The organism is Bradyrhizobium sp. 191 (assembly GCF_023100985.1).
Taxonomy (GTDB): domain Bacteria; phylum Pseudomonadota; class Alphaproteobacteria; order Rhizobiales; family Xanthobacteraceae; genus Bradyrhizobium; species Bradyrhizobium diversitatis.
Map to the genome: position 1 here is coordinate 6,812,711 of NZ_CP064692.1, position 15,550 is coordinate 6,828,260.

The 15,550-nt window shown below is 63.4% G+C and carries 12 protein-coding genes; 8 read left to right on the top strand and 4 right to left on the bottom strand.

Annotated elements, in window-relative coordinates:
- Positions 1-627: 627 nt before the first annotated feature.
- A complete protein-coding gene (locus IVB23_RS31935) occupies positions 628-996 on the bottom strand; it encodes a hypothetical protein (RefSeq protein ID WP_061880508.1) in 369 nt (122 codons plus the stop codon).
- Between the two features lie 293 nt (positions 997-1,289).
- On the opposite strand from IVB23_RS31935, the gene bamA reads away from it, so the two are divergent.
- Positions 1,290-3,803 (top strand): outer membrane protein assembly factor BamA, encoded by a 2,514-nt coding sequence (gene bamA, locus IVB23_RS31940; RefSeq protein ID WP_247801210.1) that lies wholly within the window; start codon positions 1,290-1,292, stop codon positions 3,801-3,803.
- Positions 3,804-3,900: 97 nt separating this feature from the next.
- Here bamA and IVB23_RS31945 read toward each other — a convergent pair whose 3' ends face one another.
- From IVB23_RS31945 to IVB23_RS31955, 3 genes are read right to left on the bottom strand one after another with little or no spacing between them, the layout of a single operon-like run.
- Positions 3,901-4,437 (bottom strand): hypothetical protein, encoded by a 537-nt coding sequence (locus IVB23_RS31945; RefSeq protein WP_247801211.1) that lies wholly within the window; start codon positions 4,435-4,437, stop codon positions 3,901-3,903.
- Positions 4,438-4,450: 13 nt separating this feature from the next.
- Positions 4,451-5,758, bottom strand: coding sequence for a hypothetical protein (locus IVB23_RS31950; protein WP_247801212.1), 1,308 nt, complete (start codon positions 5,756-5,758; stop codon positions 4,451-4,453).
- A 60-nt stretch (positions 5,759-5,818) separates the two neighbouring features.
- A complete protein-coding gene (locus IVB23_RS31955) occupies positions 5,819-7,993 on the bottom strand; it encodes a hypothetical protein (protein ID WP_346659127.1) in 2,175 nt (724 codons plus the stop codon).
- 747 nt (positions 7,994-8,740) lie between these two features.
- Between IVB23_RS31955 and IVB23_RS31960 the strand changes: the two genes are divergently transcribed.
- The 7 genes from IVB23_RS31960 to flgE all read left to right on the top strand — a co-directional run bounded on the left by IVB23_RS31960 (position 8,741) and on the right by flgE (position 15,550).
- On the top strand, positions 8,741-9,439 hold the full coding sequence (locus tag IVB23_RS31960; protein ID WP_247801214.1) for an RNA polymerase sigma factor: 699 nt from the start codon (positions 8,741-8,743) through the stop codon (positions 9,437-9,439).
- Positions 9,440-9,582: 143 nt separating this feature from the next.
- Positions 9,583-10,407, top strand: a complete 825-nt coding sequence (locus IVB23_RS31965; protein WP_061880515.1) for a flagellin — start codon at positions 9,583-9,585, stop codon at positions 10,405-10,407.
- A gap of 62 nt (positions 10,408-10,469) precedes the next feature.
- Positions 10,470-12,143, top strand: coding sequence for a flagellar filament capping protein FliD (gene fliD, locus IVB23_RS31970; protein WP_247801215.1), 1,674 nt, complete (start codon positions 10,470-10,472; stop codon positions 12,141-12,143).
- Positions 12,144-12,145: 2 nt separating this feature from the next.
- On the top strand, positions 12,146-12,571 hold the full coding sequence (locus IVB23_RS31975; RefSeq protein WP_247801216.1) for a flagellar export chaperone FliS: 426 nt from the start codon (positions 12,146-12,148) through the stop codon (positions 12,569-12,571).
- Positions 12,572-12,740: 169 nt separating this feature from the next.
- Positions 12,741-13,013 carry a hypothetical protein gene (locus IVB23_RS31980; protein WP_247801217.1) on the top strand — a complete coding sequence of 91 codons (273 nt, stop codon included), beginning with the start codon at positions 12,741-12,743 and terminating at the stop codon, positions 13,011-13,013.
- A gap of 571 nt (positions 13,014-13,584) precedes the next feature.
- Positions 13,585-14,253 (top strand): FlgD immunoglobulin-like domain containing protein, encoded by a 669-nt coding sequence (locus tag IVB23_RS31985; RefSeq protein ID WP_197964580.1) that lies wholly within the window; start codon positions 13,585-13,587, stop codon positions 14,251-14,253.
- Between the two features lie 31 nt (positions 14,254-14,284).
- Entirely contained in the window at positions 14,285-15,550 is a 1,266-nt protein-coding gene (gene flgE, locus IVB23_RS31990) for a flagellar hook protein FlgE (RefSeq protein WP_247801218.1), read from the top strand.

A 15,550-nucleotide genomic window follows, 5' to 3' on the forward strand; every position in this document is an offset into this window, starting at 1 on the left:
CGGCTCATCCTTGAGGGGCGATCGTGTGGTCGTCATTGTCGCGAGCCGGGCTTGCGGTGGACGCGGCAGCGTCGGGCGCGAAAGGTGCGGGCAGGGAGGGTAGTCCCCGGTGAGCCCGTGGCCGCGCGCGGACGAACGGCGCTGCTAGGCTTCGTCTCGCCTGTAAGTTTCCGGCTCCGTCGACAGGGCTGGGAAAACTGCGGCGAAATGGCGAACCGCGCGTACGGCAAAACCGTGTGGTCCTGGCCGTCGTTGCTACGGTCAAGCTCTTGCGGAGGCGGCAGTCGCGTCAACCGGCGCGGAGGTCGGTGAATTTCGCGAGGGTGAGGGAGGCCAGAACGAACTCGGCTCCCGGGAGAGCGCGGCATAAGCCGTCCGACCATCGCGCAGGGAAGGCCGAGTGATTGGCACCACCTGTATGCTGCTGTGCGGTCTCTTTGCGCTCCATTTTCGCGCAGCGGACCGCGGGTGCGAGGTCAGCACCCGGTCTTCCCTGTGCCCTCTTGGCTCGAGAGGGTGAGCGACGAAGCAGAACTCGGGCGAATTCGGCCGCGAGAACGCGAAGATGTGTCTGGTCAGTGCGAGTTGAGAAGCGTTGCGCCGCGTCGGGGACAGAAAGGAGCCCACTCACCAGGAGATCGGGATTCGCTGCGCAAATCCGCCTAGGTCCGAATCCGGGCTCAGCGGTTGACGGTCGAGCGGCCGGTTGTTGTTCTCGCGTGCGAACGACGTGCCGGGCGGCAAGGCGTAGTCGGTGAACTTGCGATCGCCGGGAAGCACTTCGGTCCCGCCATCCAGCCACGACCGCTTGCTTACATAGATGCGCGTATGCGGACCGGACTGGTAGGACCGATTGGGCCCGTGCGGACCATACTCATAGACGACATCATGCATTGCTTGCTGTCGATCGCGCTTGCGCGTGGCTGCGGCATGAGCGGTGAGGGTCGAGGTGAGGAGGACGACCAGCACCGTTCTGGTCATGACAAGCGCGTTCATCGGCAAATGCCCCGTGCGAATTCCTGATGCCGTCGCCTCTCGCACCGACTTCAGAGGCTGTAAAGAATTCAGGCGTTGCGGGATGTTGCTGCGCGCTTGCCTGGTCGGCCCGTACGAGACCGTCCGCACGTCGGCCGCTGGCCGCGGAAGGCTCACGCGGTCGTCAGGGCGCCGTATTCGCGCGACCGACCCGCCAATCAATTTCAACGACCGGAAACAGTACAGCAATCTCAAAGCCACATCGCGGCCACAGCCGTTTCGTTTCAGAGCAACAGGTGCTCTTGAGGTGTGGAATGTCGGTGTTGCGGGGCTTGCTGATCGCGGTGGCGATGAGTGGTGTATCGATTGCGAGTTCAATTCCCGTCGTGCTGTTGCCGCAACCGGCGGCTGCGCAGGGCGTGGAGACGATCGTAGTCGAGGGCAATCGCCGGGTGGAGGCCGAGACGGTCCGCTCGTATTTCAGGCCCGGCCCCGGCGGTCGCCTCGATCAATCCGCCCTCGATGACGGACTCAAGGCGTTGATCGGGACAGGCCTGTTCCAGGACGTGAAGATCAGTCAGTCCGGCGGCCGCCTCGTGGTCTCGGTGGTGGAAAATGCCGTGATCGGCCGCGTTGCCTTCGAGGGCAACAAGAAGATCAAGGACGAGCAACTCTCGGCCGAGATCCAGTCCAAGCCGCGCGGGACCTTCTCGCGGGCGCTGGTGCAGTCCGACACGCTACGCATCGCCGAGATCTATCGGCGCTCGGGCCGCTATGACGTGCGCGTCACGCCCGAGATCATCGAGCAGCCGAATAATCGCGTCGATCTCATCTTCACGGTCGAGGAGGGTGCCAAGACTCCAGTCAAGTCCGTCGAGTTCATCGGCAACAACGCCTTCTCGGCCTCGCGACTGCGCGACGTCATCAAGACCCATGAAAGCAATCTGCTCAGCTTTCTCGGCAGCAACGACATCTATGATCCCGACCGCGTCGAGGCCGACCGCGACCTGATCCGTCGCTTCTACCTCAAGAACGGTTTTGCCGACGTCCAGGTCGTCGCCGCGCTCACTGAATACGATCCCGAGAAAAAGGGCTTTCTCGTCACCTTCAAGACCGAGGAGGGGGCGCAGTACCGTGTCGGCGCAGTCGACTTCCGCTCCAGCATTCCGAACTTCGATCCATCCTCGCTGCGCGTCTATTCGCGAGTCCATGTCGGTTCGCTCTACAACGTCGAATCGGTCGAGAAGTCGACCGAAGACATGCAGATCGAGGCCTCGCGCCGCGGCTATGCCTTTGCCCTGGTCCGTCCCGGAGGCGACCGCAATTTCGAGGCGCGCACCGTCTCCGTCGTGTTCAATGTCGACGAAGGCCCGCGAACCTATATCGAGCGCATCACCCTGCGCGGCAATACCCGCACGCGCGATTACGTGATCCGCCGCGAATTCGATCTCTCGGAGGGGGACGCCTACAACCGCGCGCTGGTCGATCGCGCCGAGCGGCGCCTGAAGAACCTCGACTATTTCAAGAGCGTGAAGATCACGGCCGAGCCGGGCTCGTCGAGTGACCGCGTCATCCTGATCGTCGACATGGAAGAGAAATCGACCGGCGACTTCTCGATCTCGGGCGGCTACTCCACCACCGACGGCGCTCTGGCCGAAGTGTCGGTCTCCGAGCGCAACCTGCTCGGTCGCGGTCTGTACGGCAAGGTCTCGGTCAGCTACGGTCAATACTCCCGCGGAATATCGCTGTCCTTCGTCGAGCCTTATCTGCTCGACTACCGGCTGGCGCTCGGAATCGACACCTATTGGCGCCAGCAATTGTCGAACAGCTACACGAGCTACGGCGTGACGACGCTGGGCTTCTCTCCACGCCTGGGCTTTGCATTGCGCGAGGACCTCTCACTCCAGCTCCGCTATTCGCTCTATCAGCAGAGCATCACGCTCGCCAGCGCCTATAACAATTGCAACAACAACGCATCGAACGCGTCGCTGGCCTTCAATCCGACGCCGGCCTATATCAGGAGTGTTCTGGGCGGCGTGGACCCGACCAATTCCACGGATTCGGGCGTTTACGGATACGGCTGCTATGGCGACGGTGAGTCGAGCCTGCCGGTCCGGCGGGAACTGGCGAACGGCGCGACTTGGACGTCGGCGCTCGGCTACACGCTGAACTACAACACGCTCGACAACACCAAGAACCCCACGGACGGGTTGCTGGTCGACTTCAAGCAGGATTTCGCGGGTGTCGGCGGTGACGTCACCTATCTGAAGACGGCGTTGGATACCAAATACTACACGTCGCTCGTGTCCGACATCGTCAGTGTGATCCATCTCCAAGGCGGTCTCCTCAGCAAGCTCGGGAGCCAGGACCTGCGCATGCTGGATCACTTCCAGATGGGGCCGAACCTCGTGCGCGGCTTCGCGTCAAACGGTATCGGTCCGCGCGACATCACCTATTGGAGCCTGGGCTCGAGCGGCGATGCGCTCGGCGGCACGAAATACTGGGGCGCGTCGATGGAGTTGCAGATGCTGTTCTGGTTCCTGCCCAAGGAAGTTGGCCTGAAGGGCGCGGTCTACGCCGATGCCGGATCGCTCTGGGGCTACCAGGGGCCGACCTCATGGTCGGCCACCGGCGAAGTCAACACCAACGCGTGCCCGACCTGCGGATTGCAATATGACGACAGCAGTACGGTGCGATCGTCCGTCGGCGTCGGCCTGATCTGGGCCTCGCCGTTCGGGCCACTGCGCTTCGACTACGCCGTGCCGCTGACGAAGGGCAAATACGACACGGTTCAGGAGTTCAGGTTTGGGGGTGGCACTTCGTTCTAGTTGGGCGCCCACCGCTCTGCCGGCTGCGGCCCTGCCGTGCGGGGGCGCCGGAGCAGCGCCGGGCACTCTCGGCCGCCTCGCACTGCGCTAGCAGCCTTTAGTTCATCATCGCGAGCGCTGGACGCCGGTTTTCACTGGACTCCATGATGCCGGGGAGATCGGTGGCCTCGCCAGCGATCATGCCAGACATCTGCCAGAACAGGTACGCAAGGCGAGATAACACCATCCGCTCGCGGTCGGCAGCAACGGTGCCGTCCGGAATCGTCACGGTCTCCAGGCCGACCACCTTCTTGAAATCCGGCCAGATCATCATCGATTGCGCGATCACGGAATAGCAACGCGGATCGTCGTCGCTCTCGTCGGGCGCCGGTGGCAAGCCCGGATATTGCACCGGAGCGGCGTAGAACTTGTAGGCGCCATAGCCGAGCTGGAGCAGGAGCTTTTCGGGAACTGCGACATCGGCCGCAAAGGATATCAGCCGTGCTTCGTTCAGCATGTCAGGCTCGATCGCGCTGAGGTCCGATGCGCGGAGCGCCGAGCAGAAGGAGAGATCGCGATTGTGCTCGCGGAGCAGATTGGCCAGCGGCTGCTGTCGTTGCACGGTGTCGGTGAGCAGGATGATGGTCTTGAGCATCGTGAGGTGTCCGTCAGGGGAAGAGGTGGCGAGCGGTCATGAGCGCTTCGTCGGAAGCGTGGGCAGCGAAGAAGTCGTTGGCGATGCGCTGTCCCGGCGCGATCTCCAGGATGCGGCAGCGCGCCTGCGCGGCAGCCTCGCGCGCGGCACCGACGTCTTCCTGCGAGGCGCAGAGCGACAGCTCGAGCCGGCTGTATCCGCCGCAATCGGCGGCATAGGCGCCGGTCACGGCCTCCACAGCCGCGGCCACCGCGCCGGCATCGCTGGCCGAGACGTTGCGCAGGATCACGGCGATGCCGTTGCCGGTCTCGGCTTTCGAGGTCATCACCATGAAGGCGTCGCGCGTGCCGGTGCGGCCGGCGCGACGGGCGGCACGCACCATGCGCGCAAAGCCGGGATCGGGACCGAGCTCCAGCGTCGTCGTCTGCTGGTCATGCAGGATCGTGGCGCGCGAGGCGCCGAGGTCGCCTTTCAGTGCGTGATAGGATCGCGGCAGCCATACGGTGTCGAGCGGCACCTGCGACGACGTCAGGCTCCAGGCCTGATCGATCAGATAGCCCTCCCAGATCGCAGGATAGGACGCGGCGAGTTGCTGCCATGTGCGCAGCATCATCTCCGCAGCCTTGGTGCGGCCGAGATAGAGCGTGCGCGCCGACATCTCCCAGCGATTCCACTTGTGCAAGGCCACGTCGCAGCCGAGGAAGGACGGCAGCAGCGGCGCCTCGCGCACCACCGCGCCGGCTTCGACGAATAGCAGCGGCTCGCGATATTTGTTCCACATCCGCATCATGAACTCGGCCTTTTCGAAGCAGAGGATGCGGTCGCCGAGCTGGGCTTCGACCGGCTCGATGTGGCAGGCGAGGTCAAGCCGTTCGAGCGAATGCTGGAGCGCGAAGGCCGCGGTTGCGTCGCAGCCGCGCGGATAGCAGGAGACGATCCGCGGACGCAGGGTTGATGAATCGACGGCAGAGAGGAGTTTCGACCAGCCGATGCCGCCCCACCACATCTCGTGCGGTCCGTCCGCGCCGCAGGGGCCGACAGTGCCGAATTCGGTCAGCTTGGACTTGAGGAAGTCGAAGCCGGGGTTCTCGCTTCCGGGAATGACGACGGCGCAGGCGGGCGTTAGCGAGCGATAGAACAGCTCGGCGGCCGCGCCGCTTGGCGGCTCCTTGAGGATGATGACGCCGCTCCGGCGGCACTCGCTGAAATCGTCGCGCGGCGCGCCATACTGCTTGAACAGCCAGTCCAGGCGGTCGCGCTGGGACCGGCCGAGCCTCACGCCGCCGGATTGCAACAGCCGATCAAGGTCTTCGTCCGTCAATTCCGTACCCCCCGGTCTCAGCCCTGGACTTCAACGGTCGAGGCGATGCGATCAGGCGGACTATTTGGGATGGGCGCCAAGCGGCGTAATTGCCACGGAGTAGATCGCGATATCCTCGGTCATGGGGGCGACCGGGATCAGCAGGCAGCCATCCTCGCTTTGGGCGCGATAATGGTCGCCGTTCCGCTCTATCCCGGCGAAGACCAGGCTCTCGGCCGCGATGCCGCTCTGGCTTTCCGCGGCGTCGCGGACATCGGCGGCGCTCTGGATCGTCACGCCATGCAGCAGACCTTCGGCGGCGAATTTGGGCAGCGGCAGGACGATCGTGGCGATACCCATCGCACGCGAGACCGGAATACGGACGCGCAGCTCGCCGAGGCCGTTGCGGTGAAGCGTCACCGTCTCCAGCGTCGCTTCGCCGTTCGCGCGAAACAGTCCGACCTGGACCTGGCCGCAGGGCCTGTCCTCGAAGACGTCGGCCGGCAGGCGGTTGGCACCGAACAGCGTGTAGAGATAGGAGTGGGACGCCGACAGGCGCGCAAAGCAACCCGCGAGCCACATCGGCGGTGCCGATGTCGTGCAGGCGGCTGAGAGACCGCGGGCGGTGATCTGCCGACGGATGTAGTCGCCGTCGATCATTGGCGCCAGCGCATGGGTGCCGAGATTGACGTCATGCTTCAGTTCGCCCAGCAGCGCCAGCTCGTCCTCATCGGGCAGCAGCAGAAGCCGGGCCAAGGTCGCCGCGCACCAGCGCGCGGCGACGTCGGGCGCGGCATAGGGGCTCAGACGAAAATCCACCGCGACCTGTTCGGCGCATTCCGCAAAGGCCAGCGTGCCGGCCTGGATGTCTGCCGCCAGCATGATCTGGCTGGTGGGTCGCGGATTGATCTCCCGCAGCACCGTGCCGCCGTCATAGTCCCGGACCGAACCGTCGGCCGAACAGCAGACCTGCTCCAGCAGCGCAATGTTGCGGATCAGCATGCGCTTCACATGGGGCGTGACGACGAGATCGGAGATGAAGCCCGTGGCGCTGTCCTCCTCCGCAACGTCGTCGAATGCGTCATCGAGCGAGATCAGATAGGCGCCGTGGAGGCGTATGTCGAGGCCTTCCAGCTTGAAGATCCGACGCAGCGCCTTCTGCACGCTCCCGGAATAGCCGAGATCGGCGAGCACGAGATCGGTGCAGTCGTCGAAGCCGGGGATCACGTGGCGCAGATGGGAAAGCAACCTCGCGCGCAGGCCGGCCGCGAGCTCGCCGATCTCATCCGCTCCCATCAGCTCGGGTAGCGCCTCGGCAATCTCGAGGCCGGTCACGATCCCGCCGGGCGACTTCGCAAAGAACGCGGCGACCTTCGGCGGCAGGATCTTCATCATGTCGCGAAAGGTCGGAGCGTCGATCTTCAGGATCTTGCCCAGAAGATCGATGATCGGCTGCATCGTGTCGGCGGAGGCGATCAGGCTGACGCGGCGGTTGATCTCGATATAGGCCGAGGTCATGCCGTGCAGCCGCTGCCACATCTGGTGCGACAGAAAGCCGTCGCGGCCGAGGAAGCCGAGGGCGACCTTTCGGTCGGGACCTGCGACCTCTTCGTAGCGCCGTGCAACAAAGGCATCGAATGCCTTCATCACCGGGCCGAGCACCGTCACTCCCAGATGGAAGGCCGGCGACCTCTCGGCGCTGCGCGCGACGACCATGCGCCGCAGGGTGCGTGCGCCGTGATCGAGTCGAGACGGCGCACCCGTGCACAACAGCTCGAACAGCGCGGTCTCGCGCTGAAACCTCGCCGCAAGCTGGGCGGTGGCCTGCGGATAGTAGCGCGGGCGAATGCCGTGGCGCTTCGCGGCCCTGATGTCGGCCTTTTCATTGTCGCCGACGTGAAAGGAGGCGCTGGCGTCGATGCTCTGCTCCGACAGATACGTCGCGAACAGCGACTCGCTCTTGCTGCTGCCGTGGTCGCAGGATGCGTAGAGAAAGTCCCAGCTCAGGCCCGGATGACAAGCCCGCAGCAATCGCGCCAGCCGGTCGGCCTCCCAATAGGTGTCGGAGATGAATCCGACGCGGTGGCCCGCTCGCTTCATGTCCTGATATTGCCAAAGCATGTCCGGATTGGCGCGGCAGAGCTCGATCTCCGCCGCAAACTCCGATTCGACCAGATCTGTCAGGTCGCCGCGCGCCAGACCGAAGAGCCTGAACGGAAAATAGGAATAGATCTCGTCGATGTGCACTTCGCCCACGCCGCGTTTCTCCTTCGCGGTCCGGCGTGCACGCGATTCGGCCTGGATACGATGCTGAACGAAACTCGTGGAAACATTCGGACAAGATCGTGAAATGCCCGAAAGCTCGTAAGTCCTTTCAAATACGCCATCCGGCGTCGCGCAGGCGCGAAGCAGAAATGTATCGAAAACATCGAATGACCAAGCAGAAACAATTTGCGTGCGGCGCTCCGTGCCACTCGTTGCGATCTTCATGCTGCAATTCCCCGTCACCAGGACGATTAACGTGCGCATGTGTCGAGTCAGGCGCCACGTATACGAAAAAAGTTCACGCGCGATTCGAAATCGCGTTCGTCGCGACTGACAGATTCAAAAAAATCGCTAGGTTCGAAAATGGTGATTCGGAAAAAATTGCCGGGTGCGAAAGTCGTCTCGCGTTCATTCACACTCGGAAACAATTGTCTCTTCATGCACCATGCGCGTATCGCGTTTGATCACCTAGTGCCGCGTAATGTCAGCGTTTTCTCTCGACGACATCTGCTCAGGATGAACGATCCGCCATGGCGCGAGACGATGTGATGATTGCAGGTACGACGCGCAAGATGATCGCGCGGCCGGCAATTATTGCCCGATACTCGGCAACAAATGACCGGGTAACATTTTGAAAAACAACGGAAATTCACCGCCTGGATTGCTTTCGTCCCGCGTTCAACGCTTGGAAGCCGTGTGGCATGGGCGCCGCGGGCATTGCGGGTTGGAGGTTGCGGGATGAGTTACGCTGCTGATGTCTGGGCTCCCGCCGAGGCCGAGATCGCGACGACGGTGCCGGCCGAAGAGACGGTGCCGATGATGCCGTCCGCGCCGCTCGCGCCGGGCGGCGCGCCTGATGCCGCCGATGTCGTCTACGACGAGGACAGCGAACTCCTGGACAAGCTCGCCACCGGCGACGAAGTCGCATTCCGCATGCTGGTCGAGCGTCACATCGATCGCGCCTATGCCATTGCGCTGCGCATCGTCGGCAATGCCGCGGACGCCGAGGACGTGGTGCAGGATTCCATGCTCAAGATCTGGAGCCATCGCGGACGATGGCAGCACGGCCGCGCCAAATTCTCGACCTGGCTCTACCGTGTCATCTCCAACCGCTGCATCGATCTGCGTCGCAAGCCGCGCACCGAGAACGTCGAGGCCGTGCCGGAAGTCGCCGACAAGCAGCCCGGCGCCGTCGAGCTCATCGAGCGCAACGAGCTGAACGACATGCTGGAGCTCGCGATGCACCGCTTGCCCGAGCAACAACGCGTCGCGGTGATCCTGTCCTACCACGAAAACATGAGCAACGGCGAGATTGCCCAGGTGATGGATACAACCGTCGCCGCCGTCGAGTCGCTGCTCAAGCGCGGCCGCCAGCAGCTTCGCCAGCTCCTGCGCAAGCACGAGCGCGACATCCGCACCGCGTTTACCGACTGCTAACCATAAAAATCGCCTCGCGAAGATTTTCGCGCCTGATCCCCTCGCGCTCCGCCGTTTGAGCGAACGGACGGGGCTGCGGTCCGCGTCGTCGTAAGTCGATTCCCACGAAGCGGCACGCCGTGCCCATCAAACAGGAGCTTCAGATGCCCGCAATCAACACCAACACTGCCGCCAATGCGGCAGTCCGCTATCTCAACATCAACGCTGCGCAGGAGAGCAGCTCGCTCTCGAAGCTGTCGAGCGGATCGCGCATCACTTCGGCATCCGACGACGCCGCGGGCCTTGCGATCTCCACGCGCATCTCCTCGGACGTCACCACGCTTCAGCAGGCTGCGACCAACGCCTCGCAGGCGACCGCGATTCTCCAGACCGCCGACGGCGGCGCGTCGAACATCTCGGACATTCTCGCCCGCATGAAGTCGCTGGCGTCCGAATCCGCGTCGGGCACCGTGACCGACTCCAGTCGCGCCTATATCCAATCGGAATTCTCGCAGCTCAACGCCCAAATCGACTCGATCGCGACCGGCACCCGCTATTCCGGCCAGAGCTTGCTCGATGGATCCAGCGTGTTCTCGTCCGGTGTGTCCGTGCTGGTCGGCTCGGACGGCTCTGACACGATCGACATCCAGTTGACCAGCCTGACCGCGTCCTCTCTCGCCGTCTCCACGCTCGACGTCAGCACTCAGTCCGGCGCGACATCGGCGCTCGATGCCATCGATACTGCGATCGACACCGTTTCCGCCGCGCGCGCCTCGATCGGCGCTCAGGAATCGCGGTTCAACTTCTCGTCGGATTCGATCTCGACCCAGACGCAGAACCTCCAGGCGGCAAACTCCGCGATCGAGGACGTGGATATCGCGTCCGAGCAATCCAAGCTGTCTTCGGCCGAAGTGAAGACACAGGCTGCCGTGTCGGCGCTCGCCGCGGCGAACCAGATGCCCCAGTACTTGCTCCAGCTGCTGAACTGATGACGATCCGAGCGGGCCGGCATGAGGCCGGCCCGCTCACTACCAGGGAATAGGCAACCAAAGTGGCCAGCGTCAGCTCAACCAGCAGCGCAAGCTCGGGCGTCACCGTCACCACGAGCGGGTCGACCAATTCGAGCAGTATCGACTGGTCAGCGCTGATACAGTCCGCCGTGGACGCGAAGACCGCGCAGGCGGATACGATCTCGACCACGATCACGAACAACGAGGCCAAGATCTCGGCCTATCAGATGCTTCAGAGCGATCTGCAGACGCTGTATTCCGGCTTGTCGTCACTATCCACGGCGGTGGTCAATTCGCTCTCCACCAGCGCATTCGCGACGCGCGCGGCGAGCATCAGCTCGACCGGAGACGTGAGTGCCTCCTCGGCGCTTTCCATGACGATCAAGAACGGGGCGGCGATCGGCGACCATACATTGACGATCAGTCAGCTCGCGGCCGCACAGAAGGTGGTCGGCACCTCGCAATCGAGCCAGACCGACGAGCTCGGCTATTCCGGCACGTTCTCCATCGGTTTGGACGGCGGGGCTACGTCCGATATCACCATCACCAGCACGATGTCGCTTCAGGACGTCGTCGATGCCATCAATGCCCAGACCTCGACGACCAACGTCCAGGCCTCAATCGTGCAGGTCTCCAGCACGTCCTTCCAGATGGTGCTGACAGGCACGGAGGATGCCGCCGACATCACTTATTCGAGCACGTCCGGCGACGATATCCTGAACAAGCTCGGCGTGACCGACAGCTCGGGCAGCTTCACCAACGTCATCCAGGAAGCGCAGTCGGCCGAATTCACGTTGGACGGCATTTCGATGACGCGCGACACCAACGACATCACCGACGTTCTCAGCGGGGTCACTTTCAGCTTGCTTCAGGCGACCCCGGACGGAACCTCGCTGAACATCAGTATCGAGACCGACACCAGCCAGATCCAATCGGCGCTGGAGACCTTCGTCACCAACTACAATGCCTTTCGCGACGAGGTCATCGCCCAGCAGGCGACCACGACCGATGGCACCGCAGATTCGAGCGCGGTCCTGTTCGGCGACGGAACCATGCGCAACATCATGGATGCGCTCCAGAACGCATTGAACAGCACCGTGGGCGGCATGACGATGGCCGATCTCGGCCTGTCCTTCAACGAGAGCAATGAACTTGAGCTCGACACCAGCACGTTGTCGGAGATCCTGAGCACCAACCTGAGCGGCGTGACCAAGCTGCTGTCGGCGCAAACCACGACGTCGTCGAGCCAGCTCAGCGTCGTCAACACCGGGACGTCGCCGCAATCCTTCACCCTGGAACTGACCGTCGATTCCGACGGCAACCTGTCCTCGGCCTCGGTCGGCGGCGACTCCTCGCTGTTTACGGTCAGCGGCACCACGATCATCGGCGCGTCCGGCTCAATCTATGCCGGCATGGCCTTCACCTATACCGGCTCGACTTCGCAGTCGATCACGGTCACCTCGAGCACCGGGATTGCATCGCAGATCTACCAGCTTGCGAAGGACTATTCGTCATCGACCGGCGCGCTGCAAACGCAGATCACCAGCTTGACGACGCGCGACGACGAGCTCCAGAAAATGGTCGATGACATCAACAGCGCCGCGGCGACGCTCCAGTCGCAGCTGCAGACGCAATACGCGAAATACCAAGCCGCGATCGAGAGTGCGAACAGCACGCTCGATTATCTCAAGGCCCTGCTCAACTCGAGTGATTGACGATGCATAATCCGATGGCGTACATGGCCAACCAGGCCTATCGGGGAACGGCAACGACCTTGCCGCCGCTCAAGGCGGTCTCGATGCTGCTCGGCGGCACGATCATCTCTCTCCAGAGATCGCTCGCCGCCCAGGAGGCAAGGCGTTTCGAGGAAGGGCACGAGCACCTGATGAAGGCGACCGCGATCCTGCGTGGGCTCAGCCACAATCTCGATTTCGCCAAAGGCGGTGACGTGGCGGAGCGTCTGTTCCAGACCTACAACGCGATGATCCTGGCGAGCCACCGGGCCTTTGGCCGTCCGCACGCCCGGCAAAATTTCGGCCGCATCATCGCCGGGCTGACCGAACTGCGGGAGGCCTGGGAGTTCGTCGACACGACCGTGCGGAGCAGCAAGCCTGGACCGGCCGATTCGGCCCGCAGGGGCTGAGCTGCCTGCTCCTCCGCGAGGCGGGGGAGGGCGGGCGCCGGAACGGTCGCCGTTTCCACGGCTTTCCGTAGTGCTGCGGGCATATTTGGCGCGCGATGCCGCTCAAATCCGGTTTTCGGAGCGCTTGCAATGCTCTATGACAGCCTGACCGAGGCGGGATCGGCGGGCGATGGACGTCACCGAGTTTGAGGAACTGATCGATCGGCTGGGCGAGGATCTCTCCCTCTGGCCCGACGATCGGCGCTTGCCCGCCGAAGAGCTGCTGTCGCGATCGTCCGCCGCGCAAGCCCTGCTGGAAGAGGCGCGCGCCCTGCGCCGTGCGCTCGCGGCACCGCCGGTGCGCGCGCCAGCAGGCCTCGCCGACCGCATCGTCGCTGCGGCCGCGAGAATGAAAGATGACACTGCCGAGCCGCGCACCGAAGGCGAGACGGCGGAGAGCTGATCAGCTTCGAGTGAATCTCGTTGCTGGCTTAGTGTCTCGCCGCTTGCGGCAGGGCTATCGCATTTGAGAGCTTTTCCTGCGGCCATCCTTCGAGACGCCCGCCTTTGGCGGGCCCTCAGGATGAGGACTGAGTGCGCGGCAGCAATTTCACCGGCCGCCGATGCCACTCAGCCTCATCCTGAGGAGACTGCGAAGCGGTCGTCTCGAAGGACGAGGCGCTCGCTCAGGCCCTCGCCAAGAACTCATATGCGATAGCCCTGCCGCTCGCGGGAAGAGATCGAACTCGGGTGAGGAGGGAGGGCTCTGCGTGAGTCCAACTGCCGCCGTCCTCGCGGAGATTTCTCCTCACCCTCTCCCCGCAGGCGGGGCGAGGGAGCGCACCGCCACCGTCGCCGCAAATCAGCTTGAGCCAGCCGCATTTCAAACGCGCGCACACGGCAGATTTTGCCGTGTCGAAAGCCGCGTGAATCGCCGCCTGAATCCGCACGCCCACCCGTTTCATCAGCACACAGATTTCAAGCGCCGCGAGCCGACATCCGCTCGCCGGCAGCGAATGACGCCGGAGCCTCCGATGACCGTTTCCGCCGTGAGTTCTGCAACGACCGCGACCACCACGACATCGTCGTCGTCGAGCACGTCGTCCAACTCGACGCTGACATCCGACGATTTTCTGAGCATTCTGGTCAGCGAGCTACAGAACCAGAATCCGCTGGATGCGACCTCGACCACCGACCTCGTCAATCAGCTCACCTCCTACGCCAATTTCACCTCGCAGCAGTCGATCAACTCCAACTTGTCGTCGCTCGCGAGTTCGTTCTCGAGCCTCGTGACGCTGAACTCGGTGAACTACATCGGCCACACTGTCGAGGCGAAGTCCGATACGGCGACCTTGAGCAACGGTTCGGCGACCTATGGCTACTCGCTGTCGTCAACCGCTTCGGACGTCTCGATCAGCATCTCGGATTCCTCCGGCAACGTCGTCTACACCGGCACCGGCACCGGCAACTCCGGCTCCAACAGCTTCACCTGGGACGGCAAGGACTCCAACGGCAACCAGCTCTCCGACGGCGGCAAGTACAGCATCTCGGTGACGGCGACGGATACCGCCGGCAACTCGGTGCTCAATTACACGACCGTCACCGGCACGGTGACCGGCATCGACACTTCGACGTCCACGCCCTCGCTCACGGTGAACGGCGTCGCGGTCAGCGCCGCTAACATCCTCGGCGTCACATCCTGATCTCAAGTCCTGATTTTCTCGGAGCTTCATCATGAGTCTCACCGGCGCATTGTCATCGGCGATCTCGGCGCTCAGCGCCCAGAGCCAGTCCCTGTCGATGATCAGCGACAACATCGCCAATTCCGACACGACCGCCTACAAGACGACGTCGGGAATGTTCGACGCGCTGGTGACGGCGGCGAGCAACACGACCTCCTACGCCTCGGGCGGCGTCACCGTCTCCGGTCGCGCCAACATCACCCAGCAGGGCCTGCTCGCCGCGACCTCCAACGCCACCGATGTCGCGATCCAGGGCTCGGGTTTCTTCGTGGTGACCGACGCCAAGTCGGGCGGCACGGTCGCCTACACCCGTAACGGCGCCTTCACCACCGACAATGCCGGCTATCTCCAGAACAACGGCTACTATCTCGAGGGATGGCGCACCGATGCCGATGGCAATGTCGTCGGCAGCGAGTCGGCGAGCAATCTGGAGACAATCAACACCCAGGTCGCCTCGACCAGCGGCAGCGCCACCACAAAGACCACCATCGCGGCGAACCTGCCGTCGGATGCCGCGACCGGCGCCACTTACACCAGCTCGATGACGGTCTACGATTCGCTCGGCGCCTCGAATTCGATGCAGGTCACTTGGACCAAGACGGGCGCCAACACCTGGAGCGCGAGCTTCGCCAATCCGACCTCGACCTCGGACACCACGACCGCAACAGGCACGGCCTCAGGCACGATCAACATCACCTTCAACAGCGACGGTTCGCTCGCCAGTACCAGCCCGAATCCGGCCACCGTCTCTATCACCGGCTGGACCGATGGTGCGGCGAACAGCACCATCACCATGAATCTCGGAACCGCCGGCAAGACCGACGGCCTCACGCAATATGCGTCGGGCGAAACCACGCCGTCGGTCAATGTCACCAGCATCGACTCGGACGGTCTGTCCTATGGCAAGCTGTCGAGCGTCTCGATCGGTGATGACGGCCTCGTCAACGCGACCTATTCCAACGGCCAGACCATCGCGATCTACAAGATCGCGGTGGCGACCTTCGCCGATCCCAACGGGCTCGCCGCCTCCAGCAACGGCATCTATTCGGCGACCGTGACGTCGGGCAATGCCTCCTTGCAGGGCTCCGGCGAGAACGGAGCGGGCACGATCTACGGCAGCGAGCTGGAATCATCGACCACCGATACCTCCAGCCAGTTCTCGGACATGATCTCGGCGCAGCAGGCCTATTCCGCTGCGTCCCAGATCATCTCCACCGTCAACGAGATGTACGACACCCTGATCTCGGCGATGAGGTGA